This is a genomic window from Emticicia sp. CRIBPO (assembly GCF_009905725.1).
Lineage (GTDB): Bacteria > Bacteroidota > Bacteroidia > Cytophagales > Spirosomataceae > Leadbetterella.
This window is the reverse complement of sequence record NZ_JAAAKV010000002.1, coordinates 645,725-670,532: the sequence shown is the minus strand read 5'-3', so window position 1 is coordinate 670,532 and position 24,808 is coordinate 645,725. Positions and strand designations below refer to the sequence as shown.

The window sequence follows — 24,808 nt, the reverse complement described above, 5'->3', positions numbered from 1 at the left end:
CTGGCTCGTGTTAAAATAGGAATAGAAAATTCGGGAGACAGTAATTGAGACAGATTTTCAATGGTTTTAGCCGGGGAGGCCGGGGATGTGTTTTTTGGAAATTTTCACTGTTTTGATTGGATTATCCTTTAAATCTTTGGTATTTTTAGTTTTTCAATTTCATTTTTATCCTCAGCAACATATTAACTACCATTAACCTGTGTTTATTTAACTTATAATTTTGAACCCGGTTTTCAGCTTCATCAGCCTGAATTACCCGGCTTTGGTATTCAGAATTTTGTATTTTAAGTAACTGAATGGAACACAGTAATTATTCCAAACACATGCTATCAGAAATCCGGCAGTACATCAGAATTTTGACTCTATCTATAGGGTTTTTTATCACGTGGATCACCGTTGTGAAGGCCCAGGTGAGGGTGGAGGTCGAGCTGGTTGCCACGCCTTTATTACCGGATAACCCGCTTTTTATTGCCGTTGATTTTAACAACTGGAACCCAGGTGACCCCAGGTTTGCTTTGAAAAAAGGAGAGAACAATAAGTATTATATAGAACTGGAAGATGCTCCTGATAAATTTGAGTACAAGTTTACGCAGGGTACCTGGATGCTGGTGGAAGGTACGCCTCAGGGAGAAACCCTGCCCAACAGGACTTATGAACGCACCATCAATCCCTCAGGACTGATCTCCAACACCATCATCGGCTGGGAGAAACAGGTGGCTTATACTTTTATTATTAAGAATATTCCTGAAAATACGCCCCAGGATGCCCGGATTTTTGTGACGGGTAACTTTAACAACTGGGACCCGGGCAACGCTTATTATCAGCTGAAGAGGAAAATTGACGGTACTTACCAGACCATCATTTATTCCGACCTGGAAAAAATAGAATATAAATTTACCAGAGGAGGCTGGCCGTCGGTGGAAGCCCGGAGTACCGGGAAGGCCAGGCCGAACAGGATCATCAACCGCGATTCGAAGATCAACAATAAATCGGTTACCGTAGACATAGAAGGGTGGGAAGACCTCATGGGGACGCTCCATTTTTTCTCGCTGTATGACCTGCTGCTGATTTTTTCCGTTTTCCAGGGCATTTTGCTGATCATTGCCATCCCGTCTATTCAGTCGAATAACATTGACGCCAACCGCTGGCTGATTTTTTCCATTGTTATCTCTTCGGTGGCGATTTTGCTGTACCTGATGAGCAACTACCAGTTGTTTGTCAACCAGTTTCCGAGGCTTATCCTCTTTTCTGATTTCATCTATTTTCTGTATGCCCCGGTCTTTTATTTTTACCTGATCAAATTACTGTTTAACGTCAGGTCGTTGCCTTCCAGGTGGTACCTGCATTTTGTACCGGCCCTTATCCAGTTTTTTGCTTATCTGCCGTTTATGCTCAATACGGATAAGAATTTTCTGCTGGACGTCATGAACCAGAAGCAGGGCATCATCCGCTTATTCCTGATTTCGGGTGTACTGGGTTTTTTATGGAACGCCTACTATTGGAATCTTTTCAGGAAAACCATCAAAACATACCGGCTTGAGTTCCAGACCAACCTTTCTTATGATCAGAACCTGAACTACCTGAATACGGTGCTGATTATCCAGTTTATCTGCCTCTGCCTGTGGGCGTTTTCATTTTTTATTGCATTTATCGGCAGGATTTTTACGCTTGATATTGTCTCCATCACCGAAAACAGTATCGATATCACCTGGCTGGCATTTTCCATCATACCCTATTTCCTGGGCTATTTTGCGATACACCAGTCAGAGACCTTCAAAGCTGCTCCGCGGACCATTTCGATTTTTGACGATGTACTGGAAACCGAAATCGGGCACGGCTTAAGCCCGTCGTCACCGAAACAGGAGGATACTTCAGACGAAAACCTGTTGCCCTACCTGGAAAAACTGGAAGCACACATGGCCGAAAACAAGCCCTACATTAACCCGAAACTGACCCTTAATGAACTTGCCGTTCAGATCAAGCTACAACCGCACCTGGTTTCGAAAGTGATCAATGACCACCTGCATAAAAACTTCTTCGACTACATTAACTCTTACCGGATTGACGAGTTCAAGCGGATGGTGTCTGATCCTAAAAACCATCACCTGACTTTTCTGAGCCTGGCCTACGAAGTTGGCTTCAATTCCAAGACCGCCTTCAACCGTTCCTTCAAAAAAATCACAGACCAGACTCCCCGGGACTACTTTGACCAGGTAAAAAACGGAAAAACTTAGTACCATTTTATTAAAATGGTACTTGTGGTGTGATTAACTATCTGATAGACAGCTAATTGAAACAATTCAATTATTTGTTAGAATAATGCAATGTGGGGCGACTGGCCTTTGTATTACCTCTACTTTTGCATCTTGATTTTATCAAAATGCATCCATGATTAGTACCATTGCCCTGAGGTTGTCTTTGTTTTCTGCTTTGGTTTTGCTGGCTTCCTGCCTGAAGTCATCTTCACCTGCTCCTTCCTTTTACCTGGGGGCTGATATGTCCTATGTCAATGAACTGGAAGATTGCGGAGGGGTGTTCAGGAAAAACAAACAGCCGGTAGATCCTTATGAATTGTTTGCTTCCGAAGGCTCCAATATTGTCCGTCTCAGACTCTGGCATTCGCCTGACTTTACCAGCTATTCGACACTGTCAGATGTAGAGAAATCGATCCGCAGGACCAAAGATCTGAAACAGGCGGTGCTGCTTGATTTTCATTATTCGGACGACTGGGCCGATCCTTCCAAACAGGTGATGCCGAAAGCCTGGCAAAAAATAAACAGCCTGGCGGTGCTCGGAGATTCAGTTTATAACTACACTTTTTCAACCCTACAGAGTTTAAACAGCAAGAAGTTGTTACCTGAGATGGTGCAGATCGGCAATGAAACCAATATAGGCATCATTCAACATCCCGACTCGCTCAATAAGGGAAACATCGACTGGAAAAGAAACGCTTTCCTGCTGAACAAGGGCATTGAGGCGGTGAAGGCTTTCAATAAAAAATACAATCAACAAATAGAAACCATGCTCCACGTAGCTCAGCCTGAAAACGCTGAGCCGTGGTTCAACCAGGCCCTGGCCCATCAGGTGGTCAATTACGACTGGATTGGCCTGAGTTATTACCCTAAATGGTCGAAATACGATTTCCTGAAACTACAGAATACCATTAAAACCCTGAAAAAGACTTACGCCAAACGGGTCATGATTGTGGAAACCGGGTACCCTTATACCAACAAGGAATTTGACAAAGCCAACAATGTACTGGACGGGGAAGCCGGCATTAAAGGCTACCCGATTTCGATAGAAGGCCAGCTGAGTTTTATGGTAGACCTCAAAAAAGTCTGCAGGGAAGCCGGGGCTGAGGGTATCATTTACTGGGAGCCCGCCTGGATCAGCACCAAATGCAAAACACAGTGGGGGGAAGGCTCACATTGGGAAAACGCGGCGTTTTTTGATGCCGCCAATGATAATGAGGCCCTGCCTGTATTCAAATTTTTTAAGGACTCTTTTTAATATTTTCATAACTAATACTTTAACTAATGCAAAAAACAATTACAAATTTCCCGGGCTTTTTCCGGAGAAGTTTTCTGACGATCGGCTTGGTGGCATCCCTGATGATGTCTGCAGGCGTAGCCTTCGCCCAGCGAACTGTGAAAGGCAAGGTTTCTGACAGCGTTGACGGCTCGGGTATGCCCGGCGTAACCGTACAGGTCAAAGGCGAACTGACAGGAACGCAGACCGACATCAACGGTGAGTACCAGATCATGGCTAAGGAAACTGCTACCCTGGTTTTTAGTTTTATCGGTAAGATTTCCCAGGAAATCGTAGTCGGAAACCAGTCGGTGATTAATGTAACCCTGGCTGACAATGCCCAGACCCTGGGTGAGGTGGTCGTGATCGGTTACGGATCCCAGAAGAAAAAAGATTTAACAGGTTCTATCGTTTCGGTGAGTTCTGAAGACTTTGTGAAAGGTCAGATTACCACACCCGAGCAATTGGTTTCAGGTAAACTGGCTGGTGTGCAGATCACCTCAAACGGTGGTGCACCGGGTAGCGGAAGCACCATCAGGATCAGAGGAGGTTCATCGCTGACGGCGAACAACGATCCGCTGATTGTCCTTGACGGTGTGCCCCTGGATAAAAATAAAATTGAAGGTTCTCCGAATGCCCTGAGTCTGATCAATCCTAATGATATTGAGACTTTCACGGTATTGAAAGATGCTTCTGCAACAGCCATTTATGGTTCAAGGGCATCTAACGGGGTCATCATCATCACGACAAAAAAAGGGACCAAAAGTGGTAAAATGAGTGTGAATTTCAGCACTTTGCTTTCTACTTCGATCCGTACCAAAAATATTGAAACGCTTTCTGCTGACCAGTTCCGTGAGATGATCACTACCAGGGGAAGTGAAGCACAGCAGGCTTTGCTGGGAACAGAAAATACGGTCTGGGCTGACCAGATTTATAAAACTGCCATTACCTCAGACAACAACCTGAGCATCAGCGGATCCGTGAAAAAGATGCCTTACAGGGTTTCTTTGGGTTATCTGAACCAGAACGGTATACTTAAGACTTCGAACCTTGGCCGTACGTCTGCTTCAGTAGCTTTGTCACCGATGTTCCTTGACAATCACCTGAAAGTGGATGTGAATTTGAAAGGCTCGATCACCAACAACAGGTTTGCAGACCAGGGAGCCATCGGAGCGGCGGTTTTCTTTGACCCCACCCAACCGGTTTATTCCAAAACAGACAGGTTCAGTGGTTATTTTGAGTGGCTGGACCCTGCGACCGGCAAGCCGAATACCCTGGCCCCGAGAAACCCGCTGGCCTTACTGGAGTCGAGAAACAACAGCAGCGACGTGCAGAGAAGTATCGGTAACATTGTTTTCGATTATAAATTCCACTTTCTGCCTGATCTTAGAGCCAACCTGAACTTAGGCTATGATGTTTCAAAAAGTGACGGGATCAACTATGTTTCTGACAGTGCGTCAATTGCTTACAACAGAAACGGTCAGGACCTGGTGTATACACAGAACAAGAACAACAAAACCCTGGAGTTTTACCTGAATTATGTCAAAGACCTGCCTTCCATCGGCAGCCGTATCGACATCATGGGAGGATATTCTTACCAGGACTTCCTGAGAGAAAACACCAATCTTGACAAAAACCTGAACGGTGAGGTTTTCACGGATTTCAGGTACAAGACACAAAATACACTGGTATCGTTTTATGGCAGAGCCAACTATGCTTTGCTTGACAAATATTTGTTAACCTTTACCTTACGTCGTGACGGATCCTCGAGATTCTCGCCTGACAACAGATGGGGCTTGTTCCCATCTGCGGCCCTGGCATGGAAAATCTCCGAGGAAGGATTTCTTAAAAACTCAGCGGTACTGTCAGACCTTAAGCTGAGATTAGGGTATGGGGTGACAGGTCAGCAGGATATCGGGGTCGACAACCCGAATGACTATCCGTACCTGGCCAGGTATACCTTGAGCCAGAGCACGGCCCAGTATCAGTTTGGCAATACTTTTATCCAGACTTTGAGACCGGAAGGTTATGATGCCAACATCAAGTGGGAAGAGACACGAACTTATAACGCCGGTATTGATTTCGCCCTGAAAACAGCCAGGATTTCAGGTAGTTTAGACTATTACATGAGAGAAACAAAAGACTTGCTGAGCGTAATCCCGGTTCCTGCAGGTTCCAACCTGACCAACCAGATCCTGACCAATGTGGGTAATATTGAAAACAGCGGGGTGGAATTTGCCCTGAATACTTCTCCTGTGATTCGCCCGAAATTCAGCTGGGACTTAGGATTTAACATTACTTATAACAAAAATACGATTACCAACCTGACCAAAGTAGCTGACCCGACCTTCCCGGGCGTACTGACCGGAGGTATTTCTGGTGGTGTGGGTAATACGGTTCAGATTCATACGGTAGGTTACCCGACCAACACTTATTTTGTTTACAACCAGGTGTATGATGCTGCCGGAAAACCGATCGAGGGTGTGTATGAAGAAATGAACGGAGACGGTGTAATCACGCCGGACGACCGGGTGCGTATGAAAGACCCTCAGGCTGATGTGTTCCTTGGTTTTACTTCACAGTTTACTTTCGGAAAATTCACTGCCGGATTTGTGTCAAGAGCCAATTTTGGGAATTATAATTACAACAACGTGAATTCCCAGGCAGGTGTTTTCAGACCGAATTCTACCCCATACCTGACCAATGTGACGACAGATGCTTTGAAAAGCGGGTTTACAAACAGCCAGTATTTCAGCAATTACTATCTGCAGAATGCTTCTTTCTTCAGGATTGACAACATCAATTTCGGATACAGCCTCGGCAAGATATTCAATAAAAAAGCAGATGCTACTTTGAGCGGAAATATCCAGAATGCCCTGGTGATCACGAAATACAAAGGACTTGATCCTGAGATCAGCGGAGGTATCGACAACAATTTCTATCCGCGTCCGAGGGTATTCACGCTGGGTCTCAATATTGGATTCTAAACCAACATCTTAAGTCAATTTATCGAAAATTACATCATGAGAAATATTAACAGATTCATAAAAACAGGGGCTTTGGTCATCGGCATGACCGTTCTGAATTCCTGTATCGGAGATCTTGACCGCAAGCCTTTTATTGAAGTAACCTCGGCGTCGGTTTATAACGATCCGGCCAATTATAAAAAAGTGCTGGCCAAACTTTATGCCGGTCTGGCTGTCAGCGGACAACAAGGCCCGGCAGGTCAACCTGACATCAGCGGTATTGATGAAGGATTTTCATCTTACCTGCGTCAGTACTGGTTTGCCCAGGAGCTGACCACCGACGAGGCCGTGATCGGCTGGAACGACGGTAGTTTACCGGATTACCACGACATGGACTGGAGTTCTTCGAACGAGTTTATCACCACCATGTACAACCGTATTTTCTATCAGATTACCTTGTGTAATGAGCTGATCAGGGAAGCGAGTGATGCCAAACTGAAAGAAAGAAACCTGACAGGTACAGAATTTACAACCTACAGGGCTGAAGCAAGATTCCTGAGGGCTTTGAGTTATTACCATGGCATTGACATGTTCGGCAGTGTGCCTTTCGTGACCGAGCAGGACGCTGTGGGTTCATTCCTGCCGAAACAAGGCAGCAGGGCAGAGATTTTTGCCTATGTGGAGTCTGAGCTGAAAGCCATTGAAAACGAGTTGCCTTCGCCTAAACAAAACGAATTCGGAAGAGCCGACAGGGCAGCCGTGTGGACATTGCTGGCCAAACTTTACCTGAACGCGGAGGTTTACATCGGTACACCGAAATATACAGAAGCGATTGATTACAGCAAGAAAGTGATTGGAGCTGGTTACACCCTGCATACCAACTACCAGGGTTTGTTCCTGGCGGATAACCATACGTCGCCTGAGATCATTTTCCCGATCAGGTTTGACGGACAAAACACCAAAACCTATGGCGGGATGACTTTCCTTGTACATGCTCCGGTAGGCGGCACCATGAACCCGGCTGAGTTCGGTATCAACGGCGGCTGGTCAGGTGTCAGAACTACCTCTGCTTTTGTCAGTAAATTCACGGACATAACGGGTAAAACAGACTCAAGAGCCATGTTCCATACCGACGGACAAAAACTGGACATCAATGATATCTTCACTTTTGCGGACGGTTATGCCATGAAGAAATTCAAAAACGTAACCTCAACCGGGGCGATAGGTTCCAACCTGCAGGAATCGTTTGTGGATACAGATTTTCCTCTATTCAGATTGGCTGACATCTACCTGATCTATGCGGAGTCGGTGCTGAGAGGAGGTACAGGTGGTGATGTAACCACAGCGGTGGGTTATATAAACCAGCTGCGTCAGAGAGCCTACAAGGGTACAACCGGCAATGTGACTTCTATCAACCTTGATTTTATCCTGGACGAAAGGGCAAGGGAATTGTTCTGGGAAGGACACCGTCGTACCGACCTGATCCGCTTCAATAAATTCACGGCAGGCGGATACATCTGGCAGTGGAAAGGCGGTATCAAAGACGGACGCGGTGTGAGTGACAACCTAAAGTTATTCCCGATCCCGGCGGCTGATCTGGTAGCCAATCCCAACTTGAAACAAAATACAGGATACTAATGCTCTAATTTGAACAACAATGAAAAGAATATTTAACAGATTCATCATATTATTATCAGCAGTGGCCTTTTTAGGTTCATGCGAGGATGATTTCCTGAAGCCGGTGCTGAACCAGGGAGCGATTCCCTCAGTGACTTTATCGGCTTCCAATGTCGTTCTGACAAAAGAAAATGCAGCCAAAGACGCCTTGACTGTTACCTGGCCCAAGCCTGATTACGGTTTCAATGCGGGAGCCGGTTATACCATCCTGTTTGATAAAAAAGGCGGGAATTTTTCAAAAGCCGTTGCCGTATCTACGGGTGTCAACCTGACCAAAACTTTCAAGGTAGCAGAACTGAACTCACTGCTGCTGAGCCTGGGTATTGTGGCTGGTACAGCCGCTGACCTGGACTTGAAAGTGGAATCCAAGCTGGGCACCTCTACTGTTCTGGCCTCTACCGTGATGCCTCTGAAAGCCACGGCTTATCTGGATAAGCTGGACCTTTCTACCATCTGGGGACTCGTGGGCAGTGCCACGACCAACGGTTGGGATGGCCCTGATATGCCGTTCTATACCACAGACCAGGCCAATACCCTTGTGGCTTATGTGACGTTGAAAGACGGTGAAGTGAAGATCCGTTCGAACAACAAATGGGACCTGAACTATGGCGACGACGGAGCCAACGGCAGCCTGGAAGTAAACGGAGCCAACATTGCGGTAAAAGCAGGAACCTATAAAATCACTTTCAATACTGCAGCCCTGAGCTATACCATCGAGAAGTTCGGTTGGGGATTGGTGGGCAGTGCAACGCCGAACGGCTGGGATGGCCCGGATGCACCGTTCTTCTATGATCCTTCTTCCGACCAGTGGAGGCTGATCGTAACGTTGAAAGATGGTGATGTTAAAATCCGTAAGAACAATGACTGGGGCACCAACTACGGTGACACCGGAGCAGATAAAATACTGGAATCAAACGGAGATAACATCAAAGTAACGGCAGGTACCTACCTGGTGACAGTTGATTTCAAGAGCCTTAAATATACCATTGAACCGATCAAGATTTATGGTATTGTGGGCAGTGCCACCGCCAACGGCTGGGATGGGCCTGATGCCAAGTTTACCCCTGATTTCTTCAAAGAAGGGAACTGGGTACTGAAGGGCATCACCCTGAAAGACGGGGAAGTAAAATTCCGTCAGAATGATGACTGGGCGGTAAACTATGGTGACGACGGAGCCAACGGCAGCCTTGAAGCAGGCGGAGCCAACATCGTAGTCAAAGCCGGAGTTTATGACATTACCCTTGATTTCAGCGTGGCGTCAAGCCCGACTTATAAAATGGTCAAAAGATAGTTTTTTGTTAACTGATTAGTACAATAGTGAGAAATTGTAATTCGTAATGGTAAATCTGTAAGGGGCTTCTCCTTACAGATTTTTTTATGCTGATATTAAACTTTAACCTTTCAAAAAATGAAATTACACGCTTTATTATATGTTCTAGGGATTTTTCTGATGATCAGTTCCTGTGAGAAAAACGAACTGGGAGAAGAGTCAACGGCATTGGTTGATCTGAATCTTCATACCGAAGAAAGAGGGGTGATGATGCAGGCTTTTTACTGGGATGTGGAACCGAGAGGAGAGTGGTGGAATACCGTCAGCCCGAAACTGGAAGGCTGGAAAAAGATGGGCGTAGACAGGGTCTGGCTTCCGCCTGTTTCGAAAGGTATGTCCGGGGGCTATTCCATGGGTTATGACCCGATGGATTATTTTGACCTGGGCGAATATGACCAGATGGGTACCACTGAGACCCGGTTTGGCTCAAGGGCTGAGCTGGAAAACTTCATCACCAAAGCCCACGCCAGCAAAATCGAAGTGATAGCCGACATCGTGCTGAACCATAATAGCGGCGGGGAACTTGAATTTAATCCTTACCGGAATAAAAACACCTACACTAAATTCAGGCCGAAATCGGGACGATTCTTCAGGACTTACGAAGACTATCATCCCAACAAAACCCACGAGAAAGATGCGGAGGCCCTGTTTTTTGAAGAGCAGGACGTTTGTCATGACCAGGCCAATGTGCAGAAATGGTTCTGGAAGTCCGACAGTTCGGTGGCTAAATATTACAAAAACACCCTGAAGTTTGACGGCTGGCGTTTTGATTATGTCAAGGGATTTGATCCTTCTGTGGTGAAAGCCTGGATGACTGAGGTGGGTGGTTTTTCGGTGAGCGAGTTCTGGGACGGCAATCCCGATGCCCTGCAAAACTACAGTACCCAAAGTACTACCAATGTGTTTGACTTTTCTACTTTCTATGCTCTTGAACAAGCCCTGGAAGGAAATAACATGACCATTCTGAAGGACCGGAAGACACTGATCAAAAGCAACGCTGCCAAAGCTGTCACCTTTGTCACCAACCATGACACCGAGAAAGAAACCAATCAGAGTAACAGGATTGGTACGAAAGAAGCCAAAATGCTGGCGTATGCCTACATCCTGACGCATGAAGGCTATCCCTGTATTTTCTACCTGGATTATGAGCAGCAACTGGATAAAGCCAAATTGGAAAGGCTGATACTGATCAACCGCTCCCTGGCCAGGGGGAAAACCGGTGTGCTGTTTGCCGACAATGAAAAATACATAGCCTCACGCACGGGAGACGCCAAAGTGCCCGGCCTGGTGGTTTTTATCAACAACAGCAATGTGGCCCAAAAACAGTCGGTATCTACCAACTGGAAAAACGCCACCCTGCTTGATTATTCACAAAATACCTCAACAGTCCTTAAAACGGATAATACCGGAAGAGTGACTCTTGAAGTGCCGGCCAGAAGTTATACCGTCTGGTCACTTAACAAATTCTGAAATCATGAAAAAACTAATCTTACTGATATTATGCGGCCTTGTTTCGCCGCTTTTTGCCCAGAACGTCATACAGAAAGCCGAGCCTTCCAGCTGGTGGGTTGGGATGAAAGATCCTGCTGTACAGATCCTGGTGTATGGCAAAGATATCGCCACTTATATGCCTTCGCTAAGTTACAAAGGTGTATCCCTGATGAAAGTAAATAAAACTGAAAATCCGAATTACCTTTTTATTGACCTGAAAATTGCCCAGGCCACTGTGCCCGGCGAAGTGGTTATCAGTTTTACAAAACCCGGTCAGAAAGCTGAGAAATTCAATTTCAAACTGAATGCCCGTGAGAAAGGATCAGCCCAAAGGAAAAGTTATGACAATTCGGATGTCATTTACCTGATCACTCCCGACAGGTTTGCCAACGGAAATCCTGCGAATGACAATACGCCTGACACAATAGAGAAAACAGACAGAAGCAACAAAGACGGCCGCCATGGCGGCGACATCAGGGGGGTGATTAATCACCTGGATTTTATCCGGGACATGGGATACACCACCATCTGGAATATGCCGCTCATGGAAAACAACCAGAAAGCCGTTACCTATCACGGTTACGCCATCAGTGATTTTTACAAGACCGACCCGCGGTACGGGACCAATGAGGAGTTCAGAGAGTTATCTGTAAAAGCTAAGGAAAAGGGCCTCAAGCTGATCATGGATGTGGTGTTGAACCACTGCGGCATAGCCCATTGGTGGATGAAGGACCTTCCTTCCAAAGACTGGATCAACTTTGAGGGGAAATTCAGTCCCACCAGTCACAAAAGAGAAACCCACCAGGACATTCATGCCTCAAAAGCAGACGCTAAAAATCATGTCGACGGCTGGTTTGTGCCCAGTATGCCTGATTTGAACCAACGGAACCCGTTTATGTCCAAATACCTGATTCAAAATACCATCTGGTGGATCGAATACGCCGGACTGGCCGGGTTAAGAATTGATACATATCCTTACTCCGACAAGCAATTCCTGACTGAGTGGAGCCGGAGAATGCTGGAAGAATACCCAAGTCTGAACATGGTGGGCGAGGAATGGTCGCTGAAGCCTTCTATCGTTTCTTACTGGCAGAAGGGGAAGAAAAATCATGACGGCTATGTGTCTTATCTTCCGGGCCTGATGGATTTTCCTTTACAAAATGCTGTGGCGGAGGCTTTGAACGAGGACGATAAAAAATACAACCAGGGCCTGACGAAAATTTACCAGACACTGGCCGAAGACTTTTTGTATGCAGGTCCGGATAATCTTGTTGTTTTTCCTGACAATCACGACATGAGCCGTTTCTTTACCCAGGTAAAAGAAAATCCTGCCTTATTTAAAATGGGACTGGCTTATTTTCTGACCACCAGGGGAGTGCCTCAGCTGTACTACGGTACTGAAATCGGGATGACGAATCCGAAAAGTGATGCCCATGGTGAAATCCGCGGCGATTTTCCGGGGGGTTGGGAAGGCGATGTCCGCAACGCATTCACCGGGCAAAACCTCACCGGTCAGGAAAAGGAATTCATGGCCTTCCTGAAAAAACTGCTGAACTGGAGGAAAACCGCCACTTCCATTCATGATGGAAAACTGATTCAGTTTGCTCCTCAACATGGCATTTATGCTTACACGAGAACGAATAACAAAGAAAGGCACCTCATCATTTTCAATAAAAACGAATCGGCTAAGACGGTTGATCCGGGTTCATACACCGAGGTATTAGCTGGAGCCGCTGGCTTTAAAGATGTGTTGACAGACGAAACATTCCCGGCAAAAGAAAGCATCACAGTACCGGGTTCAGGTTTCAGAATATTGAAAGTGAATTAAACTCCAAACTGACTCAGGTGATGGTTGAGGTGTTTGTATAACAGGTTGTTCCATTCCCGTGTAGTCAGTTTACCCATAGAAAACGACTCCCTGTCTGAAAAATGTGATGCTCCGAGTTTCTCAACCCGTGAGATATAATTGACAAGGCGGCTCTTTTCGGTTTCAAAATCACGCTCATCGCTGATGATGAAAGCCGGGGCCGTACGTCCGTTTTTCGGATAGGGAGATTCATTCGTTAACTTCTTCCTGATCAGCAGACTGAGCAATTTCCGCATCAGCAAAGGCGGCCGGCCGGTCTGATCACCAAAAATCTGGTCGTACGAAACACAGCAATGGGCCAGCATCTGCGACACATTCATTTTTCCCCAAAGCGGGGCAGTAGCGGGCGTAAGCTGATTGATCCGTTTTACGAGATCTTCTGTCGTTTTGGGTTCAAAAATGGAAGGGAAAGGCATAAAATTTAATTTTGTTATCCAGGGATTCAAAGGTAGAAATTGTTTCGGACAAAGAAAAACAGGAAAGCTGAGCTGGGTGAAAGTGAGTATTCTGCCCTTTCATTTCGAAAATCAAAGCACAAATAAAACGTGGAATTTTGTCCATTTTATCTACCTTTGCAACGGAAAAATGCCGCAAATGTGAATGCAGACAGGCAGATGCCGGGAAATTCATTTTCCCCGTCCGACCTGACGGTCACGCCGGGCGGGCTTTCTCCTTTCTCGGGCAGCATTTATTCTTACCAAATATAATGTCAAACAAAATGAATAAACCTAAAAGATATACCGTCACAGCAGCCCTGATTTATGCCAACGGACCTATTCACATCGGTCATCTGGCCGGGTGTTATGTGCCTGCCGACGTGTATGTAAGGTACCTGAGAGCAGCAGGAGAAGATGTGGCCTTTATCAGCGGAACTGACGAACACGGCGTGCCCATCACCATCAAGGCTAAAAAAGAAGGCACTACACCTCAGGCGGTAGTGGATAAATACTACGGGATAATCAAAAAGTCGTTTGAAGACTTCGGTATTTCCTTTGATATCTATTCCAGAACTTCCAAAGAAATACACCACAAAACCTCGCAGGACTTCTTCGTGAAAATGTACGATAAAGGCTATTTTGACGAGGTAACAACAGAACAATATTATGACGAAACCGCCGGGCAGTTTCTGGCCGACCGGTATATTGTAGGAGAGTGCCCTAATTGTCACAATCCGGGAGCTTACGGTGATCAGTGTGAGAAATGTGGTTCGACACTTTCGCCAACCGACCTCATCAACCCCAGGTCGACTTTCTCAGGTTCCAAGCCTGTGATGAAGGCGACCAACAACTGGTACCTGCCATTAGACAGGATGCAGCCGGAGATTGAGAAATATGTCAACAGCCATCCTGAGTGGAAAGCCAACGTTTTCGGTCAGTGCCAGTCGTGGCTGAAACAGGGACTGCAGCCGCGTGCCATGACCAGGGACCTGGACTGGGGCATCAAAGTGCCTTTGAAAGATGCTGAAGGTAAAGTATTATATGTATGGTTCGACGCCCCGATCGGTTATATCTCTATGACCAAAGAGTGGGCTGAACAAGCCGGAAAACGATGGGAAGACTATTGGTGTGACGAGGATACCAAACTGGTGCACTTCATCGGTAAAGACAACATCGTGTTCCACTGCATCATTTTCCCTGCCATGTTGATGGCCGAGGGAAGTTTTATCCTGGCAGACAATGTACCGGCTAATGAGTTCATGAATCTTGAAAATGATAAAATTTCAACGTCAAGAAACTGGGCGGTGTGGTTGCATGAGTACCTGGAGGAATTCCCGGGCAAACAGGACGTGCTGAGGTACGTATTGCTAGCTAATGCTCCGGAAACAAAAGACAATGACTTTACCTGGAAAGACTTCCAGACAAAGAATAACTCGGAGCTGGTAGGTATTTTCGGCAATTTCGTGAACCGTACGACGGTATTGACCAATAAGTATTACGAAGGCGTTGTGCCTGAAAAAGGTGAGTTGACGGATTTCGACAAGCAAACCCTTGAGACCCTGGCCCAGTTACCGGGTCAGATCGGGGAGTCGCTCCGCAACTACAAACAACGGGAGGCCCTGGCCGGCATGCTGGAAGTGGCCCGTCTGGGTAACAAATACCTGGCAGACACCGAACCATGGAAAGTAATCAAGCAGGACGAAGAAAGGGTAAAAACCATCATGTATGTCGCTTTGCAGATTACGGCTACCTTGAGTATTGTCTGTGAGCCTTTCCTGCCGTTTACAGCAGAGAAACTGAGAAAACAACTCAACCTGGAACATAAAGGGTGGAGCGAAGCAGGAAAAGACGACCTCATCAAAACCGGCACAAAAATAGAAGAAGCCGAACTGCTGTTTGAGAAAATCGAAGACAGTGTAGTAGAGGCCCAGGTGAATAAATTATTGGAAACCAAACGTCAGAACGAATTGGAAGGAAAGGAAGTAACGCCATTAAAACCCGAGATCACTTTTGATGATTTCGCTAAATTAGACATCAGGATAGGTAAAATCCTGGAAGCAGAACCGATGCCGAAGAGCAAGAAGTTATTGAAATTCCTGATCGACGATGGTTTGGAGAAAAGAACGATACTGAGCGGTATTGCCGAGCACTTTTCACCGGAAGAAATGATCGGAAAACAGGTGACGTTCATCGCCAACCTGGCCCCGAGAAAAATGATGGGCGTGGAGTCTAACGGCATGATCCTGATGGCCGAAGACAAAGACGGCAGCCTGTCATTGCTCCAGCCCCACAAAGAAGTCTGGAGCGGAGCTACGGTTTCGTGAGGCTGGAAGTAAATTATTGAAGAAAGACCCGCTGATAAACTCAGCGGGTTTTTTGATGCAATTTTTCCCGGAAATTTCCCGGTAAAATGTCTGTGGAACAGTATTTTATCCACCTGTTATAGTTTCTGCACAATCTCACACGTAATCTTGCTTAAAATCATGGGCTTTGTAGAAATTATATATTAAATTACCCTTCAATAGTGGTGCCCTGAAAATGGATAAAACACCCTGTTGGACCTATCATAAACAGCCATGCTACGTAAAACCTTAAAAATAGCCGGAATTGTAATTGCCTTCTTCCTTTTGCTGACGCTTGCGGCGGGCCTTTGGATTTATAAAAACCAGGAAGAGATTTTCAGAAGGGTCCAGGATGTTGTCAATGAAGAGATTGATGGTGAACTGGAAGTGACTTCCTATCATTTTGCCCCGCTTTACGATGGCGTTGGGTTTACTTTTAAGTTGTACGGAATCAGTCTGCATGATAGCCGCTTTAAGGAGCATAAAACAGACCTGATCAAAGCCGAACAGCTTTTGGTGACCCTGGACATCAGGGAGCTTTTCAAAAGAAAGGTAGTGGTCAGGAATATTAAGCTGGACAACGGTCAGATCTTTATTTTCAAAAGAAAGGACGGGTTTTCCAACCTTTCTATGTTCGGATCCAAAAAGAAACAGGCACCAGGAGGTGGCAAAACCCCTCCGAATACCGATTTTCTTAAAAATATCAAGCGGATTACATTTGCCAATTTTAAAGTCAATGTCATTGATTCCATCAGCAACAGGAATCTGGAAGCGGTAATCCCGCAGCTGACCAACTACATTTCAAGCAGCGATACAAGTGTAAACAATGATCTTGAGGGCTTTGTGTTGTTTAAAAAGATGGTTTTCAGGGCAGATCACGGAAGTTTCCTGAGGAATAAAAATACCCTCCTGAATCTCCATCTCAGCTATAACAGCAAAAGTAACCGGCTGACAATAAAGCCCTCTGATTTACAAACAGACAATAAGGACGTGATCGGAATCAGCGGAAATATTGATTTTTCAACTGCTCCGGGAAACCTGAACCTGCAGTTTTCATGTCAGGATATTCGCGTTCCGGCGGCATTGGAGCTTCTTAGCGAACATCTTCAGACACAGCTCGACCGTTTCGGTAAAAGTGCAAGAGCTACCGCTAAGGTCAATATTGCCAATAAATTCGGGACGAAAGCTACGAGGGTTTTTGTAGATTTCAGGGCAGACTCGCTGGCCTATGTTTTGCGGTTTGGTAATATCAAAGGGGCAAAGGCCTATGGTATTTTTACGAACCAGGCTAACCCGCTTTTACCGCCTGGCAGCTTGAACTCTATGGTGACCGCCCATGACATTAGCGGTTTTTTTGAAACACTTCCTGTTAAAGGTAAATTGACGGTGAATAACTTTAAAGATCCCCAGGCTGTGCTGAGTTGTGAAGTGAGGGGCGATAAAAATACGCTGAACGGTATGCTGGATCCGCAAAGATACAGGGCTACGGGAGGAGAGGTCAGGTTGGTAATGGATTACAAAGGGCCGCTTAAAGATTTTTACAATTACAAACAAAGCAGGCTTAACGGTTCACTCAAAGGTAAAGTTTCTATTAACGACCTGGCCATGTTGTATGTGCCGCAGAAGGTTTCGGTCAGTAAAATCAAAGGGGATGTGCATTTTGATGAGAAAATAGTCAGTATGCCTGATGTACATTTTTCTGACGGGCAGAACAAAGTCTTCCTTTCGGGTAAGATGACCGGTTTTCTGCAGCATTTTTACCAGGAAGAAATGCCCTTGGTAGCTTCGCTGGCAGTCAGAATCCCGGAGTGGAGTCTGAACTGGATCAGTAAGTTTATCAACAATAACCCACAGAAAATAAGAAAAAAAAGGCCATCAAAAGTCAAACTGTCAGATTTGCTGGATGATGCCATTGACCATATACAGATTGACGCCACCCTGGATGCGAAGACTTTGAAATACAAGTCGCTCGTGGCCTCCGGAGTGAAAGGTAAGATGAACCTGACAGCCGGAAGCCTGGTGCTTGACAATTTCTCCATGAATGCCTGTGGAGGGTCCGTTAAAATCTCCGGGGGAATTAACTTTCAGAACCAGAAATCAACCCCTCAGCTGTATCTCAGGGGAAATCTGAATAACGCCGATGTACAGTCTGTTTTTGCTTCACTGGAAAATTTCGGGCAGAACGCCATCACCCATGAGAACATCGAAGGAAAGCTGACGTCCAGTTTCCAGTTTAATTCGCTGCTGAGCAACAATGTCATGCTGATCCCTTCAAGCATGAGCGGTCGGATCAAAATAAAGCTGAACCAGGCCCAGATCATTAACTTTGAGCCGTTTTTGAGGATCAAGAAACTGATTTTTAAACGCAGAAACCTCGAACATGTCAGGTTTGACCTTTTTGAAAGAGAGTTTGTGCTCAGGGGTGAAGAAATTGAGATCAATAAAATGCAGGTCGAGTCTAATGTCCTGACACTTTTTGTGGATGGTGTTTACAGCTTCGGCAACAAGACCGATATCAATATCCAGATACCTTTTTCCAACCTGAAAAAACGGGATGAAAACTATGAATTCAAAGTTTATCACCCTGACAGTGTGGGCAGGAGTTTTTATCTCAAAGCCCGGGATGAAAAAGGTAAGGTCGTGATTCGTCCCGTGCTTCTTTCCGGGAAGAAGGATAAAAAAGAAACCGAAGAGATTCCTGAAATAGAGAAATGAAAGAAAATAATGTAGCAGGAACCAAGGGATATTCCGGTGCTGTACAGAAATTTACTGAAGCCACACTGGCCATTGACTTTGCAGAGATTTGCACCGGGATTTCATGCCTTTTATACCTCATAAACCAAGCCGAATATTAGATGCCGGTGCAGGAATAGGCCGGGATGCCTCTGTGTTTTACGGAATGGGGCATGATGTCACTGCAGCAGAACCTGCTGATGCACTCAGGATAAGAGCAATGGAATTGTATGCTACATTGGATATCAGATGGCTCCGTGATGCTTTGCCGGAACTTAAGTCGCTGTATGGGGCGTTCGATTTTATCCTTGCTTCGGGAGTCTGGCATCACCTCAACGGGGAAGAGCAGCATCAGGCCATGTCAAGGATAGCTCAATTATTAAGCCCTGGTGGTGTTTTTGCTCTCACACTCAGAAGCGGCCCGGCAGGAGTAGGCACCCGTGTTTTTCCTACGGACGGAAAACAAACCATCGCAAATGCGGAGAATTCAGGACTAAAGACCTTGTTATTTCTTGAAAATCAGCCCAGCCTCATGAAGCATAAGGAAAACGTATGCTGGACAAAGCTGGTGTTTCAAAAATGAAGATTGAACTTATCCGGTAAAAGTATCAAACAAAAGATAGCCGTTCAGGAAGATAATCAGCAAAGCCACGGCCCAGGAAAGATTTTTTACCCAGGCAGGGTTGGCAAATTCTCCCATTTTCTTTTTGTTGGAAGTGATCAGCACCAAAGGAACGACCGCAAAGCTCAGTTGCAAAGAAAGTATCACCTGGCTCAACACGAGTAACTCGCTCACCCCCCGGTCTCCGAAATACAGAGCCGCCACCAAGGCAGGTACAATGGCAATCAGACGCGTGATCAGTCTTCTCAGCCATGGTTTAAGCCTGATGTTCAGAAATCCTTCCATGACGATCTGCCCGGCGAGTGTTCCGGTCAGGGTAGAGTTCTGACCTGCCGCCAATAGAGCTACTGCGAACAATAACGCTGCAAATTTAACCCCCAGTATCGGGTCTAAGAGGTGATAGGCTTCATGGATGTCTGCTACTTCCTGGTTGCCGCTGAAGTGGAAGGTAGAGGCTGCCATGATCAGGATCGCGGCATTGATAAAGAAAGCCAGGAACAATGAGGTCGTGGAGTCAATCGTCGCAAACTTGATGGCATTCTTTTTTCCTTCGCTGGTTTTTGAAAAATTACGGGTCAGGATAATGCTGGAATGGAGGTACAGGTTATGCGGCATCACCGTCGCTCCCAGAATCCCGATAGAGATATAAAGCATTGTAGGATTCGAGATGATCTGTGCATTGGGAATCAATCCTTTTGACACCGCCACCATATCAGGTCTGGAGATGATGATTTCATACGCAAAACACAGGAAGATAATCCCCAAAAGAGCTCCTACAATGATTTCTATGTATCTGAACCCTTTGGACTGTAAAAACAATATCAATAAAACATCTATGGCTGTGATGATGATCCCGACAGGAAGCGGAATACCGAACAGGAGGTTGATGGCTACGGCAGAACCGATCACTTCAGCCAGGTCGGTGGCGGCGATGGCTATTTCAGCCAGTACCCACAGGATAAAAGAGGTGGTTCTGGAGTAAGAATCTTTACAGGCCTGAGCCAGGTCACGTCCTGTGGCTATGCCCAGTTTTAAGGCCAGATGCTGCAGAAGCATGGCAAAAAAGTTGGAAACCATGATCACCCAAAGCAAGGTATAACCGAATTTAGCCCCTCCTTCAATGTCCGTCGCCCAGTTTCCCGGGTCCATATATCCGACAGCCACCAGCAGTCCTGGACCGATAAATGACCTGAGTTTTTTCCAGAAATTGCCATGTTCATTGACTTCTAACGAGCCGTAGACTTCAGGAAGTGAGTGGTTTGTGATTCTGTTTTTCCAGCCTTGAGCATTGTTATCCATATAAAAATCTTAAGTATTAGACAAATGTAAATTAAAAAACCTGTCGATCAAAATAAATTTTTAGATTAGTCTAAATTTTTATTTTTCCAGAGAATAACTTAATTTTGCAGGCCTTCTCTCGTTCCATATAAACAATACGGGATTTGGAGATAGACGGATGATGAATAACAAGCAAATGACCTCTTTTACAGAAGAAAATTACCTTAAGGCCATTTTTCACCTTTGTGAGAATAAGAACGGGCTGGCGGTAAGTACCAACGAGCTGGCTGAAATAACCCAGACCCGTGCGGCTTCTGTAAGTGACATGCTTCGAAGGCTTTCTGAAAAGGAACTGATACTTTATAAAAAGTACCAGGGGGTTACCCTTACAGAAGAGGGGAAGTCAATTGCCCTTAAGATCATCAGGAAACACCGCTTATGGGAGGTTTTCCTGGTTGAAAAACTGGGTTTCGGCTGGGATGAGATCCATGAAATAGCGGAAGAGCTGGAACACATCGATTCAAAAGTGCTTACCGAGCGTCTGGATAATTTCCTGGGGAATCCGAAATTTGACCCGCACGGAGATCCGATTCCCGACGAAAAAGGGAATATGCCTTCGCAGGTGAGCTTTAAGTTATCCGAAGCCGTCATTAACACCGAGCTGGTAATGCTGGGGGTTTCAGAAGATTCGGCTCCTTTCTTACAACATCTTGACAAATTAAGCCTTCATCTGGGAGCCAAACTTAGGGTGCTGGATGTAAGCGGCTACGACCAGTCCCTTCATATCGAGATCAACAAAGCCGGCACTATCCACATCAGCAAAGAAGTGGCCTGCAGTATTCTTGTGAGTAAAAAGTAAGTTTCAAAGCATCTTATTACCCGGTTTAGAAGTGCCGGGAGCCTTAAAATATCTTAATTGCTAAGAAAAGTTAAGTCAATAGCTTAAATTTGCGGTATAAAAATCAATTTTCAGGACTTGTTGGATGAAGAAGATAGACCGCTACTTAATTAAGAAGTTTTTAACTACCTATGTCTTTGCGGTGTTTATCATTGTTTTGGTGATCATGGTGATCGATTTCGTTGAGAAAAACGATGATTTTATTCAGAACAAAGCCCCGATGCGGGAAATCCTCCTTTCTTACTATCTTAACCTGGCTCCGTACTGGGCGAATTACATCAGCCCTTTGATGATTTTTATTTCTACGGTGTTTTTTACGGCCAAGCTGGCCAGTCACTCAGAGATTATCGCAATCCTGAGCACCGGTACCAGTTTCAGAAGGTTGATGTGGCCCTATTTCTGGGCTGCCAGTGTAGTCGCTGTTTTTTCATTTATTATGGTAGGCTGGATTCTGCCCAGGGCTAATAAAGTCAGGATCGGATTTGAAAATGAGTATGTGAAGGACAAATTCTATTTTTCAGACAGGGATTTTCACATGGCCGTCAGTCCGAATGTGTATGCGTATTTTTCTACTTACGATAACAATTCCAAGACTGCCTACGATTTTACGTTGGAGAAATTTGAGAACAACCAGCTGAAAGAAAAACTGACTGCAAGGAGGATCGTCTGGCTTGACAGCACCCGTAAATGGCAGGTATATGATTACCGGGTCAGAAAACTGGGGATCATGAAAGATGAGCTCATTTTCAGCACCGCCACGCCCCTGGATACCACGCTTAATATGTTTCCGTCCGATTTTGAAAGTAACCACGCCATACAGGAAACCATGAGCATACCCCAGCTCAGGGAAAAGATCAGGCTGATTGAAAGCCGGGGAGCAGAGGGTATTGCGGTTTTCCAGATAGAATTTTACCAGCGGTTCGCCACACCCTTTGCCGTCATTATCCTGGCCCTGATGGGATTGATTGTCTCTGCCAGAAAAGCCAGGGGAGGGGTCGGATTCCAGATCGCTATTGGCTTTGTCCTCGCATTTGTCTACATTCTCTTTTACATCATGTCCAAAGGCATCGCAGAGTCCGGCAACATGAACCCCATACTCGCAGTCTGGCTGCCGAATATTGTGTTCTCGACGATCGCGGTGATCATGTATTTTACGGTACCGAGGTGATCACCTCCACTTAATCTTCTTAGGATTCGAGAAAACCGTGATAACCCCGAAAATCAGCAGGTAAACGGCGTAAAGAAAATCGTAATAGGGGATTTTCCAGGCGTTGATGGTTTTGCCGAGTTTTTTGTTGGCTACTGCGAGCACGATCCATTTTACGATCAGCCAGAATACAAAAATACCCAGGATCAGGCGTATCCAGTCGTTGAAGGGATACCAGTGACGTAGTCCGTATTCTTTCAGCAGTTCAGAGGGGATTCTGGACCACTCAGGGGCAATAAACCAGTCGGGATTGACGAAGAGCATCGGGATGAGACCGAACCAGGTAAGGATCTGTCCGAACCAAAGGATGCCGAGGTTAAATTTATCCCTGAATTTGTATTTTTTACCTACAGAAAGGTGTCTTCTTTTTTGGGTATACCACTCTTCCCAGGTCAGTTTGGGGATGGATTCTGTATGGGTGTCCTTACCGATACAAACGGCCACATTATTGGATCGTGAGGCTTCATTGATAAACAGGTCATCGTCACCACTGAGTAGACCGACATGTTTGGCAAATCCGTTGGTACTCCAGAAAAGAGATTTGCGGTACATCAGGTTGCGGCCCACACCCATATAAGGTATTTTAGCCAGTGCAAAAGAAAGGTATTGGAGGGCCGTCTGGAATGTCTCATAACGAATGAGAGCATTGAGCCTTCCCGGGAAATAGGTATAGGGTGAAAAACCTAAGACAATATCTTTATCTGCAGTCAGTTGGGCTACCATCTGCTTCACCCACTGATCGCTGGCAGGGCGGCAGTCAGCATCCGTAAAAAGAAGCACATCTTTGCTTGATTTCTTGATGCCCATGGTCACTGCATATTTCTTGGCTGTGAAATGAGAAGGAAGGTCTTTGATCCTGACAAAAATCACTTTACTGAACCGGCCCTCATTAGTCAGGAGGTAGTCATAGGTGCCGTCTTCGGAGCGGTCGTCTGCAATTACGATTTCCAGATCAGGATAGTCCTGACTTTCGAGGAGCGGAATAAGCTCTTTAAGGTTATGCAACTCGTTAAAAGAGGCAATAATTATAGAAACACCCGGGAATTGCTGTCCTTCAATATCGGTCGGTGAATCGTGATGTCCGTTGAGCTTGGTGAATATGAATAAAATAAAGATAAGCTGAAGGGATATCGCCGTAAAGTAAATGACAGGTACAATTATTTCCAAATTTGGCCAGTATTAGTAGTTAAACTTCAAAGTCGTACAAAAATACGTATTCGTTTACTTAAAATCTTAATATCAGCGAAGGTTTTTAATAAAACTCCTTGTATTAGCCACATGTTAGGGTGAAATTTGCAGCATGAAATTTGATTTAGAGAAAAAAGATACCAAAACCAGGGCCAGAGCAGGCAAAATTACCACCGATCACGGGGAAATTCTGACCCCGATCTTTATGCCGGTCGGTACTGCCGGTACGGTGAAGGCAGTTCACCAGCGTGAACTTGAAAATGACGTTAATGCACAGATCATATTAGGAAATACCTATCATCTCTACCTCAGGCCAGGGCTTGATATCCTCAGCAAGGCAGGCGGCCTGCACGGTTTTAACGGCTGGAAAAGGCCCATTCTCACCGATTCGGGAGGGTACCAGGTGTTTTCTATGAAAGAAATCAGGAAAATTTCGGAGGAAGGTGTTCAGTTCAATTCCCATATTGACGGTTCCAAGCACCTTTTCACACCTGAAAATGTCATGGACATTCAGAGGGTCATCGGAGCAGACATCATCATGGCTTTTGATGAGTGCCCTCCTTATCCTTCGGACTATAATTACGCAGAAAAATCAATGCACCTGACACACCGCTGGCTGAAGAGGTGTATCAAAAGATTCGGAGAAACCGAAGGAAGATACGGTTATTCCCAGGCTCTTTTCCCGATTGTGCAGGGAAGTACTTATAAAGACCTCAGGATTCAGTCGGCCGAATTTATTGCCGCACAGGATCAGCCGGGTAATGCCATCGGCGGACTGTCGGTAGGGGAGCCTGCCGAAGACATGTATGCCATGCTGGAAGTGGTGAACAACATTTTGCCCGAGTCAAAACCGAGATATCTTATGGGCGTAGGCACTCCCGAAAATATTCTTGAAGGGATAGCCCTGGGAACCGACATGTTTGACTGTGTGATGCCGACCAGGAATGCCAGGAACGGCATGCTGTTTACAACACAAGGCATCATCAATATAAAGAATAAAAAGTGGGAAGACGACTTCAGTCCTATAGATGAGGAGCTGGGTGGTTATGTAAGCACCTTTTATACCAAAGCTTATTTAAAGCACCTGGTCAAATGCCAGGAATTGCTGGCCGCCCAGATCGCCAGCATCCATAACCTCAGGTTCTATCTGTGGCTGGTCGGTGAGGCCCGCAAGCATATCCTTGAAGGCGATTTTTATGAATGGAAGGCCGTAATGGTTAAAAAATTGATGCAGAGATTGTAAG

General features: G+C 45.7%; 16 protein-coding genes. 13 read left to right on the top strand and 3 right to left on the bottom strand.

The window, feature by feature from the left end:
* The first annotated feature begins 323 nt into the window (after positions 1 to 323).
* From GVN16_RS06735 to GVN16_RS06705, 7 genes are all read left to right on the top strand, one after another.
* Positions 324 to 2,234 carry an AraC family transcriptional regulator gene (locus GVN16_RS06735; RefSeq protein ID WP_166563081.1) on the top strand — a complete coding sequence of 637 codons (1,911 nt, stop codon included), beginning with the start codon at positions 324 to 326 and terminating at the stop codon, positions 2,232 to 2,234.
* A gap of 154 nt (positions 2,235 to 2,388) precedes the next feature.
* Entirely contained in the window at positions 2,389 to 3,510 is a 1,122-nt protein-coding gene (locus tag GVN16_RS06730) for a glycosyl hydrolase 53 family protein (protein ID WP_166563080.1), read from the top strand.
* 26 nt (positions 3,511 to 3,536) lie between these two features.
* Positions 3,537 to 6,515, top strand: a complete 2,979-nt coding sequence (locus GVN16_RS06725) for a TonB-dependent receptor (protein ID WP_166563079.1) — start codon at positions 3,537 to 3,539, stop codon at positions 6,513 to 6,515.
* Between the two features lie 36 nt (positions 6,516 to 6,551).
* Positions 6,552 to 8,132: a RagB/SusD family nutrient uptake outer membrane protein gene (locus GVN16_RS06720; RefSeq protein WP_166563078.1), complete on the top strand. Its 1,581-nt coding sequence runs from the start codon at positions 6,552 to 6,554 to the stop codon at positions 8,130 to 8,132.
* A 19-nt stretch (positions 8,133 to 8,151) separates the two neighbouring features.
* Positions 8,152 to 9,462 (top strand): SusE domain-containing protein, encoded by a 1,311-nt coding sequence (locus GVN16_RS06715; protein ID WP_166563077.1) that lies wholly within the window; start codon positions 8,152 to 8,154, stop codon positions 9,460 to 9,462.
* 117 nt (positions 9,463 to 9,579) lie between these two features.
* Positions 9,580 to 10,971: an alpha-amylase gene (locus GVN16_RS06710; RefSeq protein ID WP_166563076.1), complete on the top strand. Its 1,392-nt coding sequence runs from the start codon at positions 9,580 to 9,582 to the stop codon at positions 10,969 to 10,971.
* A gap of 4 nt (positions 10,972 to 10,975) precedes the next feature.
* Positions 10,976 to 12,820 carry a glycoside hydrolase family 13 protein gene (locus GVN16_RS06705; RefSeq protein ID WP_166563075.1) on the top strand — a complete coding sequence of 615 codons (1,845 nt, stop codon included), beginning with the start codon at positions 10,976 to 10,978 and terminating at the stop codon, positions 12,818 to 12,820.
* Here GVN16_RS06705 and GVN16_RS06700 read toward each other — a convergent pair.
* A complete protein-coding gene (locus GVN16_RS06700) occupies positions 12,817 to 13,275 on the bottom strand; it encodes a DUF1569 domain-containing protein (RefSeq protein ID WP_166563074.1) in 459 nt (152 codons plus the stop codon). The genes GVN16_RS06705 and GVN16_RS06700 overlap by 4 nt on opposite strands.
* 302 nt (positions 13,276 to 13,577) lie before the next feature.
* On the opposite strand from GVN16_RS06700, the gene metG reads away from it, so the two are divergent.
* The 3 genes from metG to GVN16_RS06685 all read left to right on the top strand — a co-directional run bounded on the left by metG (position 13,578) and on the right by GVN16_RS06685 (position 18,954).
* Positions 13,578 to 15,620, top strand: a complete 2,043-nt coding sequence (gene metG, locus GVN16_RS06695) for a methionine--tRNA ligase (RefSeq protein ID WP_229244070.1) — start codon at positions 13,578 to 13,580, stop codon at positions 15,618 to 15,620.
* A 252-nt stretch (positions 15,621 to 15,872) separates the two neighbouring features.
* Positions 15,873 to 18,353, top strand: a complete 2,481-nt coding sequence (locus tag GVN16_RS06690; protein WP_166563072.1) for an AsmA-like C-terminal region-containing protein — start codon at positions 15,873 to 15,875, stop codon at positions 18,351 to 18,353.
* Between the two features lie 103 nt (positions 18,354 to 18,456).
* Entirely contained in the window at positions 18,457 to 18,954 is a 498-nt protein-coding gene (locus tag GVN16_RS06685; protein WP_205748796.1) for a bifunctional 2-polyprenyl-6-hydroxyphenol methylase/3-demethylubiquinol 3-O-methyltransferase UbiG, read from the top strand.
* A gap of 9 nt (positions 18,955 to 18,963) precedes the next feature.
* Here the strand turns inward: GVN16_RS06685 and GVN16_RS06680 are convergent, their stop codons facing one another.
* Positions 18,964 to 20,292, bottom strand: a complete 1,329-nt coding sequence (locus GVN16_RS06680) for an Nramp family divalent metal transporter (protein ID WP_166563071.1) — start codon at positions 20,290 to 20,292, stop codon at positions 18,964 to 18,966.
* Positions 20,293 to 20,467: 175 nt separating this feature from the next.
* Here GVN16_RS06680 and GVN16_RS06675 point away from each other — a divergent pair, with 175 nt between their 5' ends.
* Both GVN16_RS06675 and GVN16_RS06670 read left to right on the top strand, forming a co-directional pair.
* Complete coding sequence (locus GVN16_RS06675) at positions 20,468 to 21,130, top strand: metal-dependent transcriptional regulator (RefSeq protein WP_166563070.1); 663 nt, start codon at positions 20,468 to 20,470, stop codon at positions 21,128 to 21,130.
* 124 nt (positions 21,131 to 21,254) lie between these two features.
* A complete protein-coding gene (locus GVN16_RS06670; RefSeq protein WP_166563069.1) occupies positions 21,255 to 22,337 on the top strand; it encodes an LptF/LptG family permease in 1,083 nt (360 codons plus the stop codon).
* Here GVN16_RS06670 and GVN16_RS06665 read toward each other — a convergent pair whose 3' ends face one another.
* Complete coding sequence (locus GVN16_RS06665; RefSeq protein ID WP_166563068.1) at positions 22,338 to 23,543, bottom strand: glycosyltransferase; 1,206 nt, start codon at positions 23,541 to 23,543, stop codon at positions 22,338 to 22,340.
* Between the two features lie 133 nt (positions 23,544 to 23,676).
* Between GVN16_RS06665 and tgt the strand changes: the two genes are divergently transcribed.
* Positions 23,677 to 24,807 (top strand): tRNA guanosine(34) transglycosylase Tgt, encoded by a 1,131-nt coding sequence (gene tgt / locus GVN16_RS06660; protein WP_166563067.1) that lies wholly within the window; start codon positions 23,677 to 23,679, stop codon positions 24,805 to 24,807.
* Position 24,808: the final 1 nt, after the last annotated feature.